This window comes from Amphibacillus marinus (assembly GCF_900110345.1).
Lineage (GTDB): Bacteria > Bacillota > Bacilli > Bacillales > Amphibacillaceae > Amphibacillus_D > Amphibacillus_D marinus.
Map to the genome: position 1 here is coordinate 154,056 of NZ_FODJ01000001.1, position 22,983 is coordinate 177,038.

The following is a 22,983-nucleotide window of genomic DNA, read 5'->3' on the forward strand; positions in this document are numbered from 1 at the left end:
CCTTTCTATTGTGCTAAAACCTCTTGATCATCCGTATATTCAGCTAAGCGATTATCTTTTTTTAATAAAAATGCCTTCATCTTTGCCTCTTCTTCACTTTGTCCTGCCGCTACAAATTCATTGATGCGTCCGACAATTTGTTTATAATCACGTGGGATGACTTTAACAAAATGAGCAACACTAGCTTCCCAATTATCTAGGATTGTACGTGCTCGTGACGAATTCGTATAGGCAAAATGATTGTCAACCATTTGCTTGAGCTCAGCAATTTCTTTTTGATTATCAAGCTGTTCAAAATCAACAAGTTCATCATTAGCTTGATTAATAAACCGCTCTCGGTCGGTACTGAAAACATAAGCAATTCCACCAGACATTCCAGCAGCAAAGTTCTTACCTACTTTCCCTAAAACTGTCACTTTTCCACCTGTCATATATTCACAACCGTGATCACCGACACCTTCAACAACAATGTTAGCCCCACTATTTCTCACTGCAAAGCGTTCACCAGCATAGCCATTAATATAGGCCTCACCAGCAGTCGCTCCATAGAAGGAGACATTACCTGCGATTACGTTATCACTTGCGTTAAAGGTAACATCTTTTGGAGCTTTAACAATTAACTTGCCACCAGATAAACCTTTGCCAACATAATCATTAGCATCGCCAGCTAGTGTCAGCGTCATGCCACGTGGAATAAAAGCGCCAAAGCTTTGCCCAGCTGAGCCAGTAAAGTTTAGACGAATCGTATTCTCAGGCAACCCAGCACCACCGTATTGCTTTGAAATCTCACTACCAATAATGGTTCCAGCTACTCGATTAATATTAGTAATTTTACTACTTACTTCAACAGGTTCGCCTGTAGCAATTGCCTCTTTAACTGCTGGTAACAAGGTTTGAATATCTAATGACTGCTCTATTTTATGATCTTGCTTTGTTTTGTTAAGCTTAATAATCCCTTTAGGTTGATAGACAACCTTGCTTAAATCTAACTGGCTCGCCTTCCAGTGCTGTTTGGCTTTATCGCTTATGGTGAGAAGATCAGTCCGGCCAACCATATCTTCCAATGAGCGAAAACCAAGTTCAGCCATTATTTCACGTACCTCTTGCGCAATAAAGCGCATGAAGTTAACGACATGGTCAGGGTCACCAGTAAACTTTTTACGTAATTCAGGATTTTGAGTAGCAACGCCAACTGGACAAGTGTCTAAGTGACAAACACGCATCATGACACAACCTAAGATAACCAAAGGAGCAGTTGCAAAGCCATACTCTTCAGCTCCTAGTAATGTCGCTAGGATGACGTCCTTACCGGTTAACAACTTACCATCTGTTTCGAGCACGACACGTTCTCTTAAATCATTAATAAGCAAGGTTTGATGAGTCTCAGCCAAGCCTAGCTCCCACGGTAAGCCAGCATGTTTAATACTGGTTTTTGGAGAGGCACCTGTTCCGCCGTCGTAGCCAACGACTGAGATGACATCAGCATTTCCTTTTGCTACCCCAGATGCAATTGTCCCAACACCAGCCTTCGCGACTAGTTTTACACTAATACGTGCATCACGGTTAGCATTTTTTAAATCATGAATTAATTGTGCAAGATCCTCAATTGAATAAATATCATGATGTGGCGGTGGTGAAATCAAATCGACACCAGTGGTTGAATTTCGCACATTCGCAACCCAGGGATAAACTTTCTGACCAGGCAGTTGCCCACCTTCCCCTGGCTTAGCGCCTTGGGCAATTTTAATTTGCAACTCCTCAGCGTTGACAAGATAATGACTATTGACACCAAATCGTGCGGAAGCCACTTGCTTAATTGCACTTCTGCGCAAATCACCATTCTCATCTGCCTTGAACCGTCGTGGATCTTCGCCACCCTCACCACTATTACTTTTGCCACCAAGGCGATTCATTGCAATTGCTAGCGCCTCATGTGCTTCCTGACTAATTGATCCAAAAGACATGGCGCCAGTCTTAAACCGTTTTACAATTGAATCAACTGACTCAACCTCATTAATATCGATCTTACTACTTGGCTTAAAGCTAAACAAATTTCTCAAAAAGCCAATTTGCTCGTCATTAACCGACTCGGTAAACTCTTTAAAAAGTTTGTAATCCCCTCTTCTCGCTGCCCATTGCAACTTATGCAAAGTCAATGGATTATAAGCATGATGCTCTCCGGTTTTTCGCCATTGAAAATCACTTCCAGAATCTAATGATTTACTAATTTCAACTTGATAGCCTTCTTCATGCCGTAGCTGTGCTTCACGTGCAATTGTCGCTAAATTAATGCCATCAATTTGTGAAGCAGTACCGGTGAAATGGTGATCAATAACTGTTTGACTAATGCCAACAGCCTCAAATATTTGCGCACCACGATAGCTCTGAATTGTCGAAATCCCCATCTTGGACATGACTTTAATGACACCTTCTGTGACAATATCAATATAGCGGCTAACAGCTTCTTGATAGGAGAATGTTAGATTATCTGACAATATTTGCGATAAATAAGTCTCGTAAACGAGATAAGGTGTAATGGCATCTGCGCCGTATCCAATTAATGCTGCAAAATGGTGTACCTCTCTTGCTTCCCCTGTTTCAATAATAATACTTGCTTTAGTTCGAATCCCTTGTCTGACTAAGTGTTGATGTAGACTACTCACTGCTAGTAATGCTGGAATTGCAACTTCCTGTTCATTCATATATCGATCAGTAAGGATGATTAAGTTGGCACCAGCAGTAATCTCAGCCTCTGCTTGCTTGTGGATCCGCTTTAGTCCGGCAGCCAAATCGTTAGTGAATAAACTATTCAGCTCGGCAGCTTTAAAACCTAGCGCTTCTTTATTTTTCAATTCTGTTAGTTGTTCATTTGATAAAATCGGTGTTGTTAACCGTATGCGATGGCTATTCTTTTTTGAAGGGTGTAATATGTCACCTTCAGTACCCAACCAAGTTAACGTTGATGTCACAATTTTTTCTCGATAAGCATCAATCGGTGGATTGGTAACTTGAGCAAAGAGTTGTTTGAAATAGTTAAATAAAGATTGTGCTTTATTGGATAAAACAGCTAATGGCGTATCATTTCCCATGGCTCCAATTGGGTCCTTACCGTTTGCCAAAAGTGGAATTAAATACTTTTCAATATCTTCAGTAGTATAGCCAAATGCCTTTTGCCGTTCAATAAGAAAATTAATTTGTTTAGGGTTTGTTTCAACCTGTTCTTGTGATAGCGTAACGACTTGATCATCAAGCCATTCTTGATAAGGTTCAGCAGTTACAATTTCGTTCTTAATTTCTTGATCAGCAACAATTCTACCCTCTTCAAGGTCAACTAATAACATCTTGCCTGGACGAAGACGATCTTTCAACACAACATCCGTTTCATCGACTTGAATAACACCAGTTTCAGATGAATAAATAATGTAGTCATCCTTTGTTACATAATACCGTGCCGGCCTTAAGCCATTTCGATCAAGAATAGCACCAATCTGCTTTCCATTAGTGAAGGTAATTGATGTTGGTCCGTCCCACTGCTCCATTAAACAGCTGTGATATTTATAAAAAGCTCGCTTTTCCGGCGACATGCTTTTGTTCTGTTCCCACGGTTCTGGGATAAGCATCATTGCGGCATGAGCAGGTGTTCTTCCAGCTAGAATAAAAAATTCTAAAGCATTATCTAAAACTGATGAATCACTACCCTCTGCATTTAGAATCGGTAATACTTTTTTTAGATCCTCACCAAAGGCATCTGAAACAAATTGCTGCTCTCTTGCCCGCATCCAATTTACATTTCCTCTGAGTGTGTTAATTTCACCATTATGAATTAAATAACGATTTGGATGGGCGCGTTCCCAACTCGGAAAGGTATTTGTACTGAAGCGTGAGTGTACGAGTGAAAACGCTGAGATAAATTCGGGATCCTGTAAATCTAAATAAAATTTACCCACTTGATCTGATGTTAACAAGCCCTTATAAACAATTGTTTGACTTGAGAAACTTGGAAAATAAAAAGCATCCTCATTCTCCTTAGCTATTCGCTCGGCTTGTTTTCTAATCAAGTATAGCTTTCGTTCAAATTCTATTGTCGTTTTTATGTCATCATTTGCTTTAATAAACACTTGTCTAACATATGGTGCAGTATCCTGTGCTTTTTTTCCGACTTTTCTGACATCTGTCGGCGTGGTTCGCCAGCCCAATACTTCTTGACCCTCATCTGTTATAATTTGATTAATGGTTGATTCCCATTTTATTATGTTTGGGTCATCTTGCGAGAAGAATGTCATACCAACACCATATCGGCCCTCCTCAGGAAATTGAATCGTAGGTAGTGCCTTTCTAAAGAATAAGTCTGGTATTTGGACCATTAAACCAGATCCATCACCAGTTTCGGGATCGCTACCCTGACCACCTCTGTGATCAAGCTTTGTCAGCATTTCAAGCCCTTGTTTGACGATATCATGTGTGCGTTTACCTTTAATATGGGCATATAACCCAATTCCACAATTATCTCGTTCAAACTGCGGCTGATATAATCCTTGTTTTTCAGCCATTTTATTGAATTTCATGAAACATGCCCCCAAAAATAGATTAAAAAATTAGATTTTTGTGTCTATTCCTATTGTATGTTCTCTAATTTATATATACAATATATAATTATAATGAATATAATCGCATATATAGATTAATTCAGGGGGAGGACAAGGATGGAATTTAGACAGTTAAAATATTTCATTGAAGTTGCTGAACGTGAGCATGTTTCTGAAGCAGCCGTTCATCTGCACGTTGCACAATCAGCAATTAGTCGGCAAATTGCTAATTTAGAAAATGAATTGGGCATTCAACTATTTGAACGTGAAGGAAGAAATGTCAAGTTGTTACCAATAGGGAAGATTTTTCTAACCCATGCGAAAGAAGCGATGAAAGCCATTGATTATGCAAAGAAACAAATGGATGAATATATAGATCCAGAACGAGGTTCAATAAAAATCGGTTTTCCAACCAGCTTAGCAAGTAGTATGCTACCCCATTTGCTCGCAGAATTTAAAACAGCATATCCAAATATTCATTTTCAGTTAAGACAAGGGGCCTATAATTTCCTAATTGATGCTGTCAAAGAGCGTGAGCTTGATATTGCTTTTATTGGCCCAGTTATTACTGATGATCCACACATAAATGGAGATATTCTTTTTCACGAGAAGATGTTCCTGCTTGCTCCTAGCAATCATCGCCTCTCAAAACGAAAAAGTGTCTACTTAACTGAATTAAAAGATGAGGACTTCGTGCTTTTTCCAAAAGGATACATATTCGAAAGGTTAGTTGTTGATGCTTGTTATTCGGTAGGATTTGAACCTCATGTCTCGACACAAGGTGAGGACTTAGATGCGATTAAAGGAATGGTTGCTGCTAATATAGGCATAACAATTCTACCAGAAAGTGCAATAGCTGAATATCAATCCAGCTATACAGTGCGTATACCAATTAGCAGCCCTGACTTAAAGCGGAGTGTCGGCATGATTACACCAAAACATCGTGATCTTGCCCCTTCTGAAAAGGTTTTTTATCAATTTGTTATTAATTACTTCACTGAGCATTATCCACGTCTTAAGCGAGATTAAGACTAATATTGAAATTTGGAGGAATGTAAATGTCAACTTATCAAAAAGCAACCTTTGCAGGCGGCTGTTTTTGGTGCATGGTTAAGCCCTTCGACCAATGGGATGGTGTTAAAGCCGTGCTATCTGGTTATAGTGGCGGCCATGTTGAAAATCCGACATATCAGCAAATTAAAACAGGTAAAACCGGCCATTACGAGGTCGTTCAAATTACCTTTAACCCGGAGATCATTTCTTATCAGCAAATTTTAGATCTATACTGGCCGCAGATTGACCCTACTGATCCAGATGGGCAATTCCATGATCGCGGTCCACAATATCGAACGGCGATCTTTTACCATAATGAAAATCAACAAAAATTGGCGCAATTAGCTAAAAATCAACTTGCAACCAGTGGACGGTTTAAGGAGGAAATTGTAACTGACATTCTTCCTGCAAGAACCTTCTATCCAGCAGAGGAATATCATCAAGACTATTATAAGAAGAATACTGAAGCGTATCAGATAGACCGTGAAAAATCGGGTCGTGACCCATTTATTGAACAACATTGGAACAGCTAATTTAATCCAATAATAAAACGATCTTGGTCCACTAAAATTTATACAAGAACCTTAAGATATAGGGCTGGGACATCTATAAGTTCTTGCCCTATTTTTTGTCCCTTTTTCTAATAATTATGACTGAGATTAATACCATTATAAGTAGGAACATACCACTCGTCATTTGCCACTCACCTCCTTCTAATTACTTACTGATCACCGTAGTTATTATCTGCCTTGCTTTCTTCCAAGATAACGAAATAGTAATGGTAAGAACAACGATATAAGTAAAACCAGTAAGGTCATCCACCAACCTATTGTTTTAAAGATGTCATCTGGAATGACAAAGGTATAACTTAAATAAATTAAAAATAATGTACCTTGAATGATCTTTAACGTCTTGGCATCAGCCTCATTCTTCTCAGCTACCAATCTTTCATCAGTCTCAGCTACAATTGTCTGTGGATACTTGTTTAACTTCATTAACTTAAGAAATGACACTAGTGATACGCTAAACGGGATAAGTGATAAGGCGATAAACACTTTATGATTGCTAAAGGATAGCTCACTTGTTTCAAAAATAAACCAGGTTATAAAGAGACCAATACTAACCACTATACCTACACATATCTTCAATTTTGCTGCTTTAATCACCGACTCAGTATCCATCTTTCATTCCTCCCAGAATAAATCATTTAACGTTTTATTTAAGACCTTACATATTGCCGTGCACAATTTTAGACTTGGATTGTAGTTTCCGGCTTCAATTAAGTTAATCGTCTGTCTTGTCACGCCTACCAGACTTGCTAACTTTTCTTGTGATACATCGGCCTCGACCCTAGCCAACTTCATTTTTTTGTTCTTCACAGCATCTCCTCCTATGATAATCATAATATATAACCTTACAAAAAGTCAATTATATATTACATTAAGTCATAAATTTCGGACATATAACTATTTATAGTTTCGGTGTGTAGATATTCATAAATAGATTGGTCTACAGTTTTTCCTAAGAAAGCTTTTCGGTAGTGTGTCTCTACTTGGATAAGAAATCGCTAATTTAGTTTACATAATAATATTATAGTAAATAAAAAATTGAACAGTTTACCACTGCTCAATTTTTGGTCGATCTCCTTTATTATTGCCTTTTTTAGCAAAACGCTTGGTTAATTCAGTTTTTATCTGATTAAAAGGCACACCCTGCTCTTCGAGTAGCACAAAGGTGTGATAAAGTAAATCACTAACCTCTAAAGTTACTTCAGTTTTATCTCTATTTTTTGCTGCAATGACAACCTCTCCAGCTTCTTCAATGAGCTTCTTACTAATTTTATCAATCCCTTTATTAAACAAATAATTAGTATAGGAGTCTGATTGCGGATTGAGCTTTCTTTCGCTAATCTCAGTAACAATTCTATTGATAATATTAGCATCAAAATCTTCTTGATTCTGCTCTTTCACAACTTCGGTAAAGCAAGATGTAGTGCCTTTATGACACGCGGGTCCTTTCGGAATGACTTCTACTAAAAGTGCATCTTGATCGCAATCGAGTGTTAGTGAAACAACCTTTTGCGTATTTCCTGATGTTGCTCCTTTATGCCATAATTCTTGCCTTGAACGAGAGTAAAACCATGTTTCATTTGTTTCAAGTGTTTTGTGATATGATTTTTCATTCATATACGCTAATGTTAAAACATCTTTGGTGCGTGCATCGACGATTATTGCTGGAACAAGTCCCTTTGAAAAATTAGGCTTCACGTACTAGCACCCCCTGTTCTCGACAACTTTGTTTAACGGCTTGAATAGAAAATGTTTGCTCATGAAAAATTGAAGCGGCTAAGCCCGCTGATACATCAGTTGCCTTAAAGACCTCTGCGAAATGATCAGGATGACCAACACCACCTGAGGCGATAACTGGAATCTTCACACGCTGGACAACAGCGGTTGTTAACGCTAAATCAAAGCCCGATTTTACACCATCAGTATCAACGCTTGTTAGTAAAATTTCTCCAGCTCCCCTTGTTTCTGCTTCAATTGCCCATTGTAATGCATCAATACCGGTATCCTTCCTCCCCCCATGTGTCATCACATGCCAGCCGTCCGCAAACTTTTTAGCATCAATTGCAACGACAATACACTGAGAGCCAAAGCGCTCTGCAGCAGCAGTAATTAATTCGGGATTTGTGACTGCTGCTGAATTTATCCCTACTTTATCTGCCCCTGCCTGTAATAGACGGTTAACATCGGCAATAGATCGGACACCTCCCCCTACAGTAAATGGCACATGTACTTGACGAGCAGTATCCTTAACAATATCAATAATCGTGTCCCTTGCTTCGTGAGTCGCTGAAATATCTAAAAAGACAATCTCATCAGCGCCAGCCTTGGAATAGCCCTTAGCCATCTCAACTGGATCACCAAGTGCTCGTAGCCCAACAAAATTTGTACCTTTCACTACTTCACCGTCTTTAACATCTAAGCATGAAATGATTCGTTTAGCAATCATAGTTGATTAACCCCTTCGATCGTCACTGTTCCTTGATAGATGGCTTTTCCAACAATTGCTTCTTCAATCCCGATTGCCACTAGTGCTTTAATATCAGCAAGACTACTAATACCACCAGAAGCAACAATTTTACAATTTACGGACGAGTTAATTGCCTGTAATTGCTCAATATTTGGACCCGTCATCGTACCATCCTTTGAAATATCAGTAAATACGATCGTCTGCACACCTAGCTGTTCCATTTCTTTTGCAAACGTAAGGTAATCGACTGACGATACATCCTCCCAGCCATGCGTAGCAACACGACCATTCTTCGCATCAATCCCCACTACAATAGCTTCGGGGTATTTCGCTAGTGCTTGCTCGAGAAAAGATTGATTTTCAATTGCTGCTGTGCCGAGGACCAGTCGAGACGCACCAGCTTGCATTAATTGGTCCACCGTCTCCATTGACCTTATACCTCCACCGATCTGAATCGGAACTGTTGACTGCGTACAAAGGTCTTCAATCAGCTGATATTGACGTGCTTGACTATCCCTTGCACCGTCTAAATCAACAATATGAATGAGTTCTGCACCATCATTAATAAAAGTCTTTAATTGCTCGACAGGATCTTGAGCTACTTGCTCAGCTTGATTGAAATCTCCTTGATAAAGTCGAACACAGTTGCCGTTAAGCAAGTCAATCGCTGGTAGAATTTTCATACTTGCACCTCATTTAAAAATGTTTTAATAATCCGCGAACCAATATCAGCACTTTTTTCCGGGTGGAACTGGATACCATAAATGTTTTTATTCCTAACAATTGCCGTTACATCAGTTCCATAGTCTGCAGTTGCTACAATATAGTTTGCAGCTGTCTCTGCCGCAAAGGTATGGACAAAGTAGACAAATGCTTCATTAAAGTCTTGGAAGCTCGGGACCAAATCCGTTACCGTTAATTGATTCCAACCTATATGTGGTAGAATATATGGCGTCTGAATGCGAGTTACTTTGCCCGGAATTAGCCCTAAGCCACTGGAGTGACCTCCCTCAGTCCCTTCTTCAAAAAGCAACTGCATTCCAAGGCAAATACCTAAGAATGGCTTTGACTTAGCGAGCTGGATAAGTAATTGTTTAAGATTACGCTCCTCAATCTCTGCCATTGCAGCTTGAAACGAACCTACTCCAGGCAAGATAAGATGACTAGCCTCGCGTAATAATTGATGATCGTCTGTTACAACAACTTGGTAACCGAGCTTTTCAAAGGCTGCTCTGACACTGGCAACATTTCCCATACCATAGTCAACAATTGCAATCATTCCAACAACCCCTTTGTTGAATTAACGCCCTTAATTTCTGGATTTACCGTAATTGCATCTGCTAACGCACGACCTAACGCCTTAAAGATTGCTTCTATTTTATGATGCGTATTCATTCCATAAAGTACACGCGCATGCAAGGTAATACCTGCATGAACCATAAATGCCTGGAGAAACTCTCTCACCAACTCAGTATCAAAATTCCCTAATTTCTCATTGTTTAATTCAGCATCAAACACAAGGTAGGGTCGGCCACTTATATCAAGTGATACAAAACCTAGCGCCTCATCCATTGGGACGTAGGCTGTGCCATAGCGATTAATTTGTTTCTTATCCCCAAGCGCTTCTTTAACAAGCTGACCAATGACAATGCCGACATCCTCAACGGTATGGTGACTATCAATGTGTAGATCACCCTCAGCTTGAACGACTAATGAAAAGCGGCCATGACTAGCCATTAATGTTAGCATATGATCAAAAAAACCAACACCAGTTTTAATGGAAATAGGTTCTGCTTGATCTAAATTAATTTTGACTTGAATTGCTGTTTCATATGTTTGACGCTTCTTCTCAGCCTGACGGATCATTTTTCTTCACCTCTAATCGTTTTGTTACTGCTCTTGCGTGGCCAGACAGTTGTTCTTCTTCAGCCAATGTGACAATATCCTTGGCCGCAGTTGCTAAAGCCTGCTGAGAATAATAAAGGAACGTCGTCTTTTTCATAAAATCATCTACAGATAGACCTGATGAAAACTTGGCTGTTCCTGAAGTAGGTAAGACATGATTAGGGCCAGCATAGTAATCACCAAGTGATTCAGGTGTATAGTGACCTAAAAAGACGGAACCAGCATGCTTAACATGACTAAGATAACTTAAGGCATGATCAAGTTGAATTTCTAAATGCTCGGGTGCTAGCATATTTGCCAGATCAAAAGCCTCTGTTAAATCGCTTACTTGAACAAGGGCACCATTTGTTAAAATCGCCTCAGATGCAATTGAAGTTCTCGGTAAGGTCTCAAGTTGGGTAGCTAACTCAGCCTTTGTAGCCGCAATTAATTGAGCTGAAGGGGTGAATAATACTGTTCTGGCTTGTACATCATGCTCGGCTTGGGCAATTAAGTCAGCCGCAACATGTTTAGGATTAGCTGAATCATCAGCTATAATTGCTACTTCAGAAGGACCTGCAATCATATCAATGCCAACATCGCCATAAACCAGCGCTTTTGCCGCAGCCACATATGCGTTTCCAGGTCCAACTATTTTATCAACAACTGGAATTGATTCGGTTCCATAGGTCAGGGCTGCGATTGCCTGAATACCCCCTACTTTATATATACGTGTTACCCCCGCGATATCGGCTGCTACAGATAAGATAGGTGCAATTTCTTGCCCATCCCGAGCCGGAGTAACCATAATAATCTCTGCAACACCTGCTATTTTGGCAGGAATAGCATTCATTAATACGGACGATGGGTAACAGGCCGTTCCACCAGGGACATAGATACCGACCCTATCAATGGGCTGAAATAGCTGACCCGAGACAATCTGTTCATCATGCTGCATAAATTTTGACTGATTAAGTTGTTTATTATGAAATGTTCTAATATTCTCAGCTGCATTTTGTAAAGCTTGAACTGTCCTTTCAGAAACTTGTTGCCAAGCGCGTTCCCTTTCCTGATCAGACACTAACAATTCGTTTGGTACAGACCCATCAAATTGTTTAATATAGGAGCGTAGCGCTTTCTCACCCTGATTGTAGACAGCGTCAATAACTTCCTGCGCCACTTGTGTGACGTGATTAGCCTGTGATCTGCTTTTTCTTTTGTTCAAAAACTGGTTTTTAAATTGCTGAGCCTGATATACGGCTATTTTCATATCTGCCCCTCCTGTAATCTTTTAATTACAGCTGCTAATTCATTGCGTTTAATTTTAAGTGCAGAACGATTAGCAATTAAACGTGCACTAAATTTAAGAAATTCTTCACTAACAACCAAACCATTCTCCTTTAAAGTCGTCCCAGTTTCAACAATATCAACAATACCATCAGCTAAGCCTAAAATAGGGGCTAATTCAACGGAACCCTCTAGTTTAATAATTTCAACCGATTCACCTTTATTTTTAAAAAAATCTTTGGTAATGCTCGTATATTTACTAGCAATTGTTTTTTTGTGCTTAGGCCAAATCTTACCTTGTTCTGTCGCAACAGCCATGCGACACTTACCGAATGGAAGTGGAAACAAATCGTATACATCTGGTTCAAATTCGGCAAGAATATCGCCACCTACAACACCTAAATCAGCAATACCATATTGTACATATGTCGTGACATCAGGTCCTTTAGCAAAAATAAAAGCAAATTGGTCTGTTTCAATTCGTAGCTTTCTCCCCTTTTTTATTAAGGGTTCGGTATCATACTGCAATGACGAGAAGTAAGATAAAAATTGTTTTTCTAAGCGCCCTTTTGTTAAGGCAATTACTGGTTTCATTCTTTCACCTCATCTGCAATCTGAATAACTTGATCATAAAGTCCAGTAGCTGGGATTTGATAGCGAATATCTACTTGTCCGTTTGGAAAGTCTTTACGCATTAATTCGGCTTTTAAATGCGTTTGTGGACACGCTACAAGACAAATTCTTGGTTTAACTGGTTCTGGTTTCAGTACTTCTGTTAATACGTCAATATCAAACGCTAGTCCAATCGCCGTAATATCCTCATTGAATTGAGCATAGAGCTTATCATAGCGCCCCCCTGAGAAACAGGTTTTTCCTGATGGCTTTAAGTAACCGCGAAACATTGTCCCACTGTAGTAGGGTAGCTCTTTCACTCGTCCTAGATCAACAATTACCTCTGGTACACCTATTTGCTCTAGGACAGCAACAAGTTGCTGTAACTGATTAAGAATCGCTACCAATTCAGGTCGATCTTGCCACCTTAAGCCATAGCGCACTAACACTTCTTTTCCCCCAAAAGCTTTGGTTAACTCAACAAGATCCTGAGCAATTTCATTGTGCTCACGCTTATTAATAATTTGATAAATGGCATCCTGTTTTTTATCATATAATGCTAACCTTAACTGCTCCTCTGTTTCTTGATTTAATTCAAGCGATTTAATTAAATAGTCAAAAAGCCCAGTGTGACCTAGTTCAATAATATAGTTGCGTACGTCTATTTCCTTTAAATAAGCAACAGCAGTCAATAACGATTCCATTTCACCTAGTAACGGATCTGTCCTGATAATTTCAATCCCGGCTTGTCTACTTTCAATCCCACTTGTATCATTACGAAATACCGATCCCTGGTAAAACCATTTTAACTGTGCTGCATTTTGGTTCATTAACGCCCGTGCTATTGCTGTTGTCCAATCTGATCGCAAAACCTCAATCTCACCATCGCGATCAAACCATTTAAGTAATTTACTTAAATTCATTCCCACATGTGGGTTGGTAAAGGTTTGTGCATACTCGACAACAGGTGTTTCAATTGCTTGAAAGTCTCTTCCTCTAACAACGCGCCTAAACGTTTCATTTAATTTAGCTTTGTTATTTAATCTATCTCCAACTTGATCTTGACTCCCTGCTGGCAAAAACAATCTATTCACGCCCAATCCTTTAACACTTTACTGCAGTAAAGTGTTTGTTGTTAATACAATAACATGGTCGATACGACTAGTCAAACCTTTTCTTTTTTAGTATTTACTTATATCATATAGGAAATGAGGAGGAATAAAAATGATTTTAGGTGATTATCATGTTCATACGCCATATTGTCCACATGGTTCAACTGATCGTTGGGAGCAATATATTATAAAGGCAATAGAATTAGGGTTAGAGGAAATTAGTTTCACGGAGCACGCACCACTACCTGAATCATTCGAAGATCCAGTACCGGAAAAAGATAGCGCAATGAACCGACATGCACTTGAAAGTTATTTAGCGGAAGGTTTAACTTTAAAACAACAATTTGCCAGTGATATTAAAATTAATTTAGGCTTTGAACTCGATTATCTTGAAGGGTACGAGTTTGAAACGAGCCAGTTCTTAAATACCTATGGTGAAGTTATAGATGACGCCATTCTATCTGTCCATATGCTAAGGCTTGCTACCAATCACTATGCTTGTCTGGACTATAGCGCAGATCATTTTGGTGAAATTGCCAATCAACTTGGCTCAACCGAGCAGGTATATGACCTTTATTATCGAACCATTGAAAAGGCTGTTTGTGCTGACTTAGGCAAGTACAAGCCAACTCGAATTGGGCACTTAACGCTAATTGAGAAGTTTAAGCAGAAGTATCCACTAACAAAAGATAACAGTGACCAAATTGAGCAAATCTTAAGATTAATCAAGGACAAGCAATACTGTTTAGACATAAATACTGCTGGCCTGTATAAGCCTGATTGTTTATCGATCTATCCAAATAAAAAAGTGATTCAGCGTGCTAAAGAATTGTTTATCCCGCTTGTTCCTGGCTCTGACAGCCACGAAGCTGCTACCTTAACAAGAGGCTTCCAATTAATTAGTCCCTATCTAGACTAATTTACTCAACTTTCACATCAACATATTCAGGTTCAGCTATGCTGGCTGAAGAGTGGGCGAAGGATTAAGGCTACGGATTGGGAGGACCAGTAGCTCGTTTGATGAATGCGTCCTTTCTTAAAGCTATCGTTATTAACCCGTAGTGGAGCTATGTTTGCTTTATGTCAGTATTAGCGCTACTCCTTGTCGCTCGTGAAGATAGTAGCGTTCGGTTTTCGAAGCAGCAAATTCCAGTGCCTTAGCTGGATGACCGATAATAAGCGCTATTTTCTCTGCTACTCCTAATTTTGTACGGATTCTTTCATGATGAATATCCAATTAAGTGGAGATAGGCAATGAGTGAGACTCTGTGGGAACAGGATGAGCTGATGATCCACTTTTGGCGCGCATTTCTTCACAAAGTGGGGATGTTAGACTAAACCCGTCACGTCCTGGGACTGCGATTACTCGTCCCACTGAATTAATTTGCGATTACTCGCCCCGCCAAACACTTGTGACAACGTCTAACTGACCTACATTCTGTAGGTCCGAGGCCAGCCCCGCGGAAAGCGATCCCATTGCTTTTCGGAACGACATAGCGCGCTGAACTGATATGAAAGTCAACATGGGTAGTGCATGCCAACACCCTTAAACACGTGCATGGCTTAATGACTGTTTTTAGTGTGCGAAAGTTGAGTAATTTATTTAACTTTTTTTAAAATCATCAAGGGATTAGCGAAAATGACAGCAACTAAAAGTATCATGAATAGGGTAACTACAATCGCACTGTTATTTAATCATCAATTCGTTATTTTTATAACTGAACAGCGTTTTTTTCTAGCTGATGATAACTTAAGAGGCTAACTATATCAAGTCAATAGTTAGCCTCTATCCCAAATCAAATAATTATTCAGCTAGCTGTTTGTATTGACCGCCATGATATAACAATGGCTTCCCTTCATTTAGCTGTAAATCTTTAACCGCGGCAATAAAAATAGTGTGGTCACCTGCTTTTACCTCTGACTCTTTCTCACAAATCATCTGGACAAGAGCTTCCGGTAGGACAGGTACAGACTGTTTATATTCAAAAGAAACAAGTTCTTCTGTTTTTTTCTGATTAGCAAAAATCATGGAATATTCCAGTTGTTCATCAGATAAAATACTAATTCCAAAGCTTTTAGCTTGAGTTAGTGTATCAATAATTGAAGCTTCATTTCTTAAAGATATTGCAATTAAGCTGGGGTCTAAGGACAATGACATAAAAGCATTAACCGTAACACCTTTTACCTCTAATTCATTATTCTGAGCCGTTATCACCGTAATGCCTGTGGCAAACTGCCCCATAGCCTGACGAAATGTCTGCTTAGTAAACAATAGTATCCTCTCCTTCTTTTATCAACCTATTCAAAGCATAGCATGCATGCAACCGAAAGCGAATATTCTTGCTTGTAGGGTATTGAGCATAAAAAAAGAGTAACAGCACGGTATAAATTGCTTCTACTCTTTTTTTATCTTACATAATATCTTATTCAGTTTTAAATGGTGTCTGATAAATCGTTTTCTTCCAAACCTGTTCAACCTCTCCAGCATCATCGGTATCAAGAACAAATGAACCATTGCTATAACGATCGCTCACACTAAGGGTCATCGGCTGAATAGCCTTTTCATAGCCTGATTCGGTCAGGAGAACAACCTCGTCTTCTGTTGCCGTTTCGATTAGCCCGATAACACGGTGTGGCTTTCCTTTTAGTTCACGTAACATAATTTGTCCGCGTTTTGCTCGACTTGATTGCTCGAAATCAGTTAACAGCATTCGTTTCATGGCACCTCGTTGCGTTATCAAGGTAAGGAATGTCTCGTCTTGCTCACCCTCGAGAACCATTCCCGCAACAATATACTCATCCTTTTTCAATGTCATTGCTTTAACTCCAGCAGCTCGCTGACCAATAGGCGTTAATTCTGCCTCGTGATAGCGTAGTCCATAGCCACGATTACAAACAACAAAGATATCTTGTAGTCCATTAGATAGCGAAACGCTAATTAAGGTATCGTCCCCTTTTAAATTAATGGCTACAAGTGGCTTCGAGTAGCGCTGTGCTTCATATAAAGCAAGTTCACTTCGTTTAATCATACCCTGCTTAGTAACAAAAATGAGATACTTTGGTTCAGTAAAATCTCGTATAGGAATTGCTTCAATTATTTTCTCACCTTTATTAATGCTAACCAGATTAGAAGCATGTTGGCCTAAGTCCTTCCAGCGAATATCAGGTAAAGTATGAACAGGGGCAAATATATAGCGACCTTGATTAGTAAAGAAGAGAACGGTGTCAGTTGTGTTCATTTCACACAATGTAACTAAACGATCATCATCCTTTATTGCCAAGTCACCCCCATTAGAAGCAGCGTATGAGCGTAAGCTTGTTCGTTTAACGTAACCATCATAGGTAGCTGATACAAGGACATCCTCGCTAGCGATCATAACCTCTAAATTAATCTTTAATTCCTCTACTTCTGCTTCAATTGAAGTTAACCGATCTGTTGCAAACTGCTTTTTAATTTGACGTAAATCTTTTTTTATTACTTCAGTTAGCTTGTTATGATTATGAATAATTTCAGTTAACTGGTTAATTTGTTGCTGCAATACAGAGGCTTCTTTCTCTAGTGCAGTAATATCGGTATTAGTTAAGCGATAAAGTTGCAAATTGACAATTGCTTCTGCTTGCGTGTCTGAAAAGCCAAATTGTGCCTGAATACGCTTTTTAGCGTCAGCTTTATCTTTACTAGCTCTAATTGTAGCAATTAATTCATCTAGCACCGAAATGGCTTTTATTAACCCTTCAACAATATGGGCACGATCCTGCGCTTTACGTAAGTCATATTTTGATTGGCGAAGAACAACCTCTTTTTGGTGACCAATATAAGCATCTAATAATTGTAATAAATTTAATTGGCGTGGTGTCTTATCTTTTATTGCAACCATATTGAAATGGTAAGTAACCTGAAGGTCGGTGTGCTTATAAAGAAAATTAAGAATTCCAGTACTATCGGCATCTTTCCGAAGTTCAATAACAATTCGCATGCCCGTGCGGTCGGTTTCATCTCTAACTTCCGCAATGCCCTCTACCTTACGATCTAACTTAAGTTCATCAATGCGCTTAACTAGTGAGGCTTTATTTACCTCGTATGGAATTTCGTCGATGACAATTTGTTCGCGTCCTCCACGAATAGCATCTACCTGTGCTCGACCACGGACAATGACTTTACCCTTACCTGTTTGGTATGCTTGCTTAAGTTCCTCTTCTCCTTGGATGATGCCCCCTGTGGGAAAATCAGGACCCTTTAAAATCGTTAACAATTGATCAATGGTAACTTCTGGTTGATCAATTCTTTTTATCACCGCATCAATCACTTCTCCAAGATTATGAGGAGGAATATCAGTAGCATAGCCAGCTGAAATACCAGTTGAGCCATTTACAAGTAAATTAGGAAAGCGAGCAGGTAACACAACCGGTTCCTTATCAGTATCATCAAAGTTTGGTATGTAATCAACTGTCTCCTTCTCAAGATCACGAATGAGTTCACCTGAAATCGCAGATAAACGTGCCTCAGTATAACGCATCGCAGCAGGTGGATCACCGTCAATACTACCATTATTACCATGCATCTCGATTAATTCATCTCTAACCTTCCAATTCTGACTTAGCCTTACCATTGCTTCATATACCGAGCTGTCACCATGTGGGTGGTAATTGCCTATTACCATTCCAACTGTCTTAGCTGATTTACGAAAGCCTTTTTCATGCGTGTTTTTTTCAACATGCATCGCATAGAGAATGCGACGTTGAACGGGCTTAAGCCCATCTCTAGCATCGGGCAATGCACGATCTTGAATAATATACTTACTATATCGACCAAAACGGTCTCCAATAACTTCCTCTAGGGGTAGATCTAAATACTTCTCACTAGCTGACACAATACTTCCTCCTCAAACCTAACTGTGAATGTTCTCATTATCAATTATATTTGTTTCTTGGTCCAAACCAAATGCCACGTGTGATTCAATCCACTTTCGTCTTGGAGCTACTTTGTCACCCATTAGAGTCGTAACCCGACGTTCAGCACGTGCTAAATCATCAATCGTAACTCGAATCAACGTTCGCGTTTCTGGATTCATCGTTGTTTCCCATAATTGATCCGCATTCATCTCACCAAGGCCTTTATAACGCTGAATGATGTAGCCGTTTTTTAGCTTAACCAAGATCTGCTTCATTTCTTCATCGCTCCATGCATAATGAATTTGCTCCGATTTCCCTTTCCCTTTAGAGACTTTATATAAAGGAGGTAGGGCAATGAACACCTTTCCTGCTTCAATGAGCGGACGCATATAGCGATAAAAGAAGGTCAATAGTAAAACTTGAATATGCGCACCATCTGTATCTGCATCTGTCATAATGACAACTTTATCATATTGACTATCATTAATATTAAAGTCACCACCGACACCGGCTCCTATTGTATGGATGATGGTAGAGATTTCTTCATTCTTAATAACATCCTCTAATTTTGTTTTCTCAGTATTGACTACTTTTCCACGTAATGGTAATACAGCTTGGAACTTTCGGTCTCTCCCTTGTTTAGCAGATCCACCAGCTGAATCACCCTCTACTAAATACAATTCATTACGGTCTGGGTTACGTGATTGTGCAGGCGTGAGCTTACCACTTAAAAGTGCATCCTTACGTCTCTTTCGCTTTCCGGAGCGTGCATCCTCTCGGGCTTTCCGCGCTGCTTCTCGTGCTTCTTTAGCCCGAACAGCCTTTTTTAGTAGTAGTGTTGCTGTTTCTGGATTTTCCTCTAAGAAGTAGGCAAGATGCTCTGAGACAACGGCATCAACAACGGATCGGGCTTCTGACGTTCCGAGCTTCCCTTTGGTCTGTCCTTCAAATTGTAGCTTTGCTTCTGGAATTCTGACCGATACAATGGCAGCAAACCCTTCTCGGATATCATTTCCTTCTAAGTTTTTATCTTTTTCCTTTAACAATCCATTTTTTCGAGCATATTCGTTAAATACACGTGTCATTGCTGTCCGGGCGCCAGATTCATGGGTTCCCCCATCCTTTGTTCTAACATTATTAACAAAGGATAGCATGCTTTCTGCATAGCCATCGTTAAATTGAAAAGCAAAATCTACTTCAAGCTCTTGCTGACTTCCTTCAAAAGCAACAACGGGATGAAGCACATCTTTCTCCTCATTTAAATATTCGACAAAGGATTTTAAGCCTTCTGGGTAGATATAGGATTCAGTTTGATCATGACGCTCATCTTTTAGTACGATCTCAAAACCCTTCAATAAAAAAGCAGACTCTCGTAAACGTTCTGACAGAATTTCATATTGATAAGAAGTTGTTGAAAAAATAGTCGGATCAGGTTTAAAATGAATGATCGTTCCATTTTTCTTTGTATGACCAATTTGCTTTAGCGGGCCATCAGGCTTACCACCGTTTGAAAATGTCATTTCCATTATTTTACCTTCACGATGAATAGTAACCGTTAATTTCTCTGAAAGCGCATTTACAACTGATGCACCAACACCGTGTAATCCTCCAGATGTCTTATAGCCACCTTGGCCAAATTTACCACCAGCATGGAGTACAGTAAAAATGACCTCTGGGGTTGACTTTCCAGATTGATGCATGCCGATAGGCATCCCGCGAGCTTCATCTGTTACCGTAATACTATTATCGCGGTGGATTGTTACCGTCATTCTCTTTCCATAACCAGCCAATGCTTCATCTACGGCGTTATCGACAATTTCATAAACTAAGTGGTGCAGCCCTCTTGCATCCGTCGAGCCAATATACATTCCTGGCCTTTTACGCACGGCCTCTAACCCTTCTAATACTTGAATTGATGCATCATTATATGTTGATTGATTCATAGTCAAATTCATCTTGCTCCTTCCAACGAACTTCTATCTCTTTAATTAAATCCAGCTGATAACTGCCCAAAAAACAAAAGATATAACAATTACGACATGAATGTGTTGTTATATAATCGTTAGCCACCTAATTTAATGAAATAATTCCCTAGATGCTTATCATACGGATTATTAATTATAAACGAACATACATTTGTTATGGGTTCTTTTTTTGTTCTAGTATAGCATTAGTCTTGAAAAGTTAAAATGAAAAACTTAGCTTTTTTTACAGCTTTAGCTAAATATAACGCTTATTTATACCCATTTTAGATTAATTCATACAAGTTAGTTGTGACGATTAATCCCAATTTGTTGATAAGCGAGCTTAATACACGTATCCATAATGACAATCAGCTTATCATTATACAGGCAATTAAGCTCTTCATCAATTACCCCCTGCTGTGCCCATAATACTGGACAGCCAATATTGTAGGTTGCACGGGCAATGTCTTTCAAGAAGATGGACTTACGAAACACATTAACAATTTCAATTGATTCAGGGATGTCATACAACGTAGCATACGCTGGTTCATCCAATGCTGATTCAATATTGGGGTTGACAGGAATTATTTTAAAGCCAGCCGATTGCATAACCCGACTTACTTGGTAAGATATTCGATTGGGGTTATCTGATAAACCAACGACTGCAATGGTTTTAGTATTCGTAAAGAGCTTTTTAATTTGATCTGAATTGTGCTTAACCATGCTGACTCTCACCCCCTATAAATTTGCTTATTTCTTAGTTTACGCTGTATAATAAGATTTGGTCAAATAGAACTGCATACTAATACCTGGTCATAAAAACATTTTACAAATAAGAAAAACATGTTAAAATAAGGCGACTACATTATCATGGATTAGAAAAGGAGACAATGCATGGGGACTTATATTATTTTTTCATTTATCGCCTATTTAATTGGATCAATCCCATCCGGTTTAATAATAGGCAAATTAGTTTATCAAGTTGATATCCGCGAGCATGGTAGTGGTAATCTTGGCGGGACAAATGCTTTCCGTGTACTAGGAAAGAAAGCAGGGCTTGTTGTTACAATTGCGGATATCTTAAAAGGAACTCTAGCTGCTAGCTTACCGTTTTTACTCAGCCAGCCTGAACTTAGCGGTTTAGTCATTGGGATATTTGCTGTTGTTGGTCACATGTTTCCAATCTTCGCTAAATTCAAAGGCGGTAAAGCAGTGGCAACTTCAGCGGGTATGATACTTGGAATAAGTCCATTATTATTTTTTATTGTCTTTGCCACCTTTTTTGTTATCCTTTATATAAGTAAGTATGTTTCACTATCATCGATGCTATCTGCTATTTTTGCAGTTATTACTGCTGTTGCTTTACAAAACACCGGCTTAATTATTATCACAAGTATCCTTTGTATCTTTGTTGTTTATCGCCACAAAGCAAACATTAAACGAATCATTAATCACACTGAACCAAAGGTTACTTGGATCTAAGAACCTTTATATAGCATAAATGACTTAGGTTAGGCACTGCACGCTATGCAGTGTCTCCTTTCTTGTTTAGATCAAATAGAAGTTATTTCAATTGAAAGATTAGCTAGAGTTCAGTATACTTTGAACTAGTTATTGTTGCGAAAGGAGTTACCATCATGAAACAATTACGTCAATTACCAAGTAAAACAGAACGCCATCGCATTTTTGGTTCTGTGAAGCCTGGAAAAAAAATAAAACCTACTGAAAAGGAAGACATGCCAGACCTGCAAAATAAGCAAGCTGATTTCCTATTTGAACTAGATCAAGTTGGCATTGCCAATGTTAAACACCCTATTATAATTAATAGCCTGGCTACACCAACCGAGCAAACATCGGTGGCAAGCTTTTCTTTATCATCATCTGTTGCCCAGGATAGTAAAGGCACCAATATGAGTCGTTTTACTGAGCAATTGCAGCTTTATTTTTCAGAAAACAAGCTTAACACAGATTTAACTACCCTAAAGTCATTTACAAAGGCTTTAGCAGAAAGGTTAGAAAGCCCAGATGCACTTATCGAAATTGAGGTTCCATGGTTTTTCGAAAGACGAGGTCCAAGCTCTGATTTAGCAGGCTTAAACCATGCTGATTTAGCAATTCGCATTCAGTACAGGGAAGACCGCCCATTTGAAGTAACGGTAGCACTAACTGGCACAATTACGACGTTATGTCCTTGTTCAAAAGAAATTAGCGAATACAGTGCACACAATCAACGCGGTACAGTAACAATGGAAGTAGAATTAAGTGCTGATTTCGATGAGGATAAAGTTGATTGGAAGCTCTTATTGCTTGAGGCAGCTGAAAGTAATGCCAGTGCCCGAATTCACCCTGTGCTAAAACGGCCAGATGAGAAGATGGTTACTGAGCAGGCCTATGAAAATCCTCGCTTTGTTGAAGACATTGTCCGTCTGGTAGCAGCTGATCTTTATGAAGCATCGGAAGTTAAAGCTTTTTATATTGCTTGTCGAAACCAAGAGTCCATCCACTTACATGATGCTGTCGCAAGTATAACCTTTGATAAGACAACAAATGAGTAAA

At 39.2% G+C, this 22,983-nt stretch carries 21 protein-coding genes; 6 read left to right on the top strand and 15 right to left on the bottom strand.

The features are described 5' to 3' along the window. Positions 1 to 5 precede the first annotated feature (5 nt). The gene (gene gltB, locus BM000_RS00835) at positions 6 to 4,565 is read right to left on the bottom strand and encodes a glutamate synthase large subunit (RefSeq protein ID WP_091493687.1); all 4,560 of its coding nucleotides are present in this window, start codon (positions 4,563 to 4,565) and stop codon (positions 6 to 8) included. Positions 4,566 to 4,703: 138 nt separating this feature from the next. Between gltB and gltC the strand changes: the two genes are divergently transcribed. Then, on the top strand, positions 4,704 to 5,615 hold the full coding sequence (gltC, locus tag BM000_RS00840) for a glutamate biosynthesis transcriptional regulator GltC (RefSeq protein WP_091493688.1): 912 nt from the start codon (positions 4,704 to 4,706) through the stop codon (positions 5,613 to 5,615). Between the two features lie 29 nt (positions 5,616 to 5,644). After that, positions 5,645 to 6,172: a peptide-methionine (S)-S-oxide reductase MsrA gene (gene msrA, locus BM000_RS00845; protein WP_091493691.1), complete on the top strand. Its 528-nt coding sequence runs from the start codon at positions 5,645 to 5,647 to the stop codon at positions 6,170 to 6,172. A gap of 207 nt (positions 6,173 to 6,379) precedes the next feature. Here the strand turns inward: msrA and BM000_RS00850 are convergent, their stop codons facing one another. The 10 genes from BM000_RS00850 to BM000_RS00895 all read right to left on the bottom strand — a co-directional run bounded on the left by BM000_RS00850 (position 6,380) and on the right by BM000_RS00895 (position 13,552). Beyond that, a complete protein-coding gene (locus tag BM000_RS00850) occupies positions 6,380 to 6,820 on the bottom strand; it encodes a hypothetical protein (RefSeq protein WP_091493693.1) in 441 nt (146 codons plus the stop codon). Between the two features lie 3 nt (positions 6,821 to 6,823). Next, positions 6,824 to 7,018, bottom strand: a complete 195-nt coding sequence (locus BM000_RS00855; RefSeq protein ID WP_091493696.1) for a helix-turn-helix transcriptional regulator — start codon at positions 7,016 to 7,018, stop codon at positions 6,824 to 6,826. Positions 7,019 to 7,255: 237 nt separating this feature from the next. Beyond that, positions 7,256 to 7,906: a bifunctional phosphoribosyl-AMP cyclohydrolase/phosphoribosyl-ATP diphosphatase HisIE gene (hisIE, locus tag BM000_RS00860; RefSeq protein ID WP_091493699.1), complete on the bottom strand. Its 651-nt coding sequence runs from the start codon at positions 7,904 to 7,906 to the stop codon at positions 7,256 to 7,258. Then, positions 7,896 to 8,654, bottom strand: a complete 759-nt coding sequence (gene hisF, locus BM000_RS00865; protein WP_091493702.1) for an imidazole glycerol phosphate synthase subunit HisF — start codon at positions 8,652 to 8,654, stop codon at positions 7,896 to 7,898. Before hisF ends, hisIE begins: the two co-directional genes overlap by 11 nt. Beyond that, positions 8,651 to 9,358, bottom strand: a complete 708-nt coding sequence (hisA, locus tag BM000_RS00870; protein ID WP_091493704.1) for a 1-(5-phosphoribosyl)-5-[(5-phosphoribosylamino)methylideneamino]imidazole-4-carboxamide isomerase — start codon at positions 9,356 to 9,358, stop codon at positions 8,651 to 8,653. Before hisA ends, hisF begins: the two co-directional genes overlap by 4 nt. Further along, positions 9,355 to 9,954 (bottom strand): imidazole glycerol phosphate synthase subunit HisH, encoded by a 600-nt coding sequence (hisH, locus tag BM000_RS00875; protein ID WP_091493707.1) that lies wholly within the window; start codon positions 9,952 to 9,954, stop codon positions 9,355 to 9,357. Before hisH ends, hisA begins: the two co-directional genes overlap by 4 nt. Beyond that, on the bottom strand, positions 9,951 to 10,538 hold the full coding sequence (gene hisB / locus BM000_RS00880) for an imidazoleglycerol-phosphate dehydratase HisB (RefSeq protein WP_091494993.1): 588 nt from the start codon (positions 10,536 to 10,538) through the stop codon (positions 9,951 to 9,953). The genes hisH and hisB overlap by 4 nt, the downstream gene beginning before the upstream one ends. Beyond that, the gene (gene hisD, locus BM000_RS00885; RefSeq protein WP_091493710.1) at positions 10,525 to 11,829 is read right to left on the bottom strand and encodes a histidinol dehydrogenase; all 1,305 of its coding nucleotides are present in this window, start codon (positions 11,827 to 11,829) and stop codon (positions 10,525 to 10,527) included. The genes hisB and hisD overlap by 14 nt, the downstream gene beginning before the upstream one ends. Further along, entirely contained in the window at positions 11,826 to 12,440 is a 615-nt protein-coding gene (gene hisG / locus BM000_RS00890) for an ATP phosphoribosyltransferase (RefSeq protein ID WP_091493713.1), read from the bottom strand. The genes hisD and hisG overlap by 4 nt, the downstream gene beginning before the upstream one ends. Continuing rightward, on the bottom strand, positions 12,437 to 13,552 hold the full coding sequence (locus BM000_RS00895) for an ATP phosphoribosyltransferase regulatory subunit (protein ID WP_245751538.1): 1,116 nt from the start codon (positions 13,550 to 13,552) through the stop codon (positions 12,437 to 12,439). The genes hisG and BM000_RS00895 overlap by 4 nt, the downstream gene beginning before the upstream one ends. A gap of 130 nt (positions 13,553 to 13,682) precedes the next feature. Here BM000_RS00895 and hisJ point away from each other — a divergent pair, with 130 nt between their 5' ends. Continuing rightward, the gene (gene hisJ, locus BM000_RS00900) at positions 13,683 to 14,489 is read left to right on the top strand and encodes a histidinol-phosphatase HisJ (protein ID WP_091493718.1); all 807 of its coding nucleotides are present in this window, start codon (positions 13,683 to 13,685) and stop codon (positions 14,487 to 14,489) included. 720 nt (positions 14,490 to 15,209) lie between these two features. After that, positions 15,210 to 15,332, top strand: a complete 123-nt coding sequence (locus BM000_RS17050) for a hypothetical protein (RefSeq protein ID WP_281245831.1) — start codon at positions 15,210 to 15,212, stop codon at positions 15,330 to 15,332. A gap of 42 nt (positions 15,333 to 15,374) precedes the next feature. Here BM000_RS17050 and BM000_RS00905 read toward each other — a convergent pair whose 3' ends face one another. From BM000_RS00905 to BM000_RS00920, 4 genes are all read right to left on the bottom strand, one after another. Further along, the gene (locus tag BM000_RS00905) at positions 15,375 to 15,842 is read right to left on the bottom strand and encodes a flavin reductase family protein (RefSeq protein WP_245751539.1); all 468 of its coding nucleotides are present in this window, start codon (positions 15,840 to 15,842) and stop codon (positions 15,375 to 15,377) included. A 151-nt stretch (positions 15,843 to 15,993) separates the two neighbouring features. Next, positions 15,994 to 18,441, bottom strand: a complete 2,448-nt coding sequence (gene parC / locus BM000_RS00910; RefSeq protein ID WP_091493719.1) for a DNA topoisomerase IV subunit A — start codon at positions 18,439 to 18,441, stop codon at positions 15,994 to 15,996. Positions 18,442 to 18,459: 18 nt separating this feature from the next. Further along, complete coding sequence (gene parE, locus BM000_RS00915) at positions 18,460 to 20,418, bottom strand: DNA topoisomerase IV subunit B (protein ID WP_245751540.1); 1,959 nt, start codon at positions 20,416 to 20,418, stop codon at positions 18,460 to 18,462. 312 nt (positions 20,419 to 20,730) lie between these two features. Beyond that, positions 20,731 to 21,150 carry a CoA-binding protein gene (locus BM000_RS00920; protein ID WP_091493722.1) on the bottom strand — a complete coding sequence of 140 codons (420 nt, stop codon included), beginning with the start codon at positions 21,148 to 21,150 and terminating at the stop codon, positions 20,731 to 20,733. 171 nt (positions 21,151 to 21,321) lie between these two features. Between BM000_RS00920 and plsY the strand changes: the two genes are divergently transcribed. Both plsY and folE2 read left to right on the top strand, forming a co-directional pair. Next, a complete protein-coding gene (gene plsY / locus BM000_RS00925; protein WP_091493724.1) occupies positions 21,322 to 21,909 on the top strand; it encodes a glycerol-3-phosphate 1-O-acyltransferase PlsY in 588 nt (195 codons plus the stop codon). Positions 21,910 to 22,064: 155 nt separating this feature from the next. After that, on the top strand, positions 22,065 to 22,982 hold the full coding sequence (folE2, locus tag BM000_RS00930; RefSeq protein ID WP_091493727.1) for a GTP cyclohydrolase FolE2: 918 nt from the start codon (positions 22,065 to 22,067) through the stop codon (positions 22,980 to 22,982). Position 22,983 lies beyond the last annotated feature (1 nt).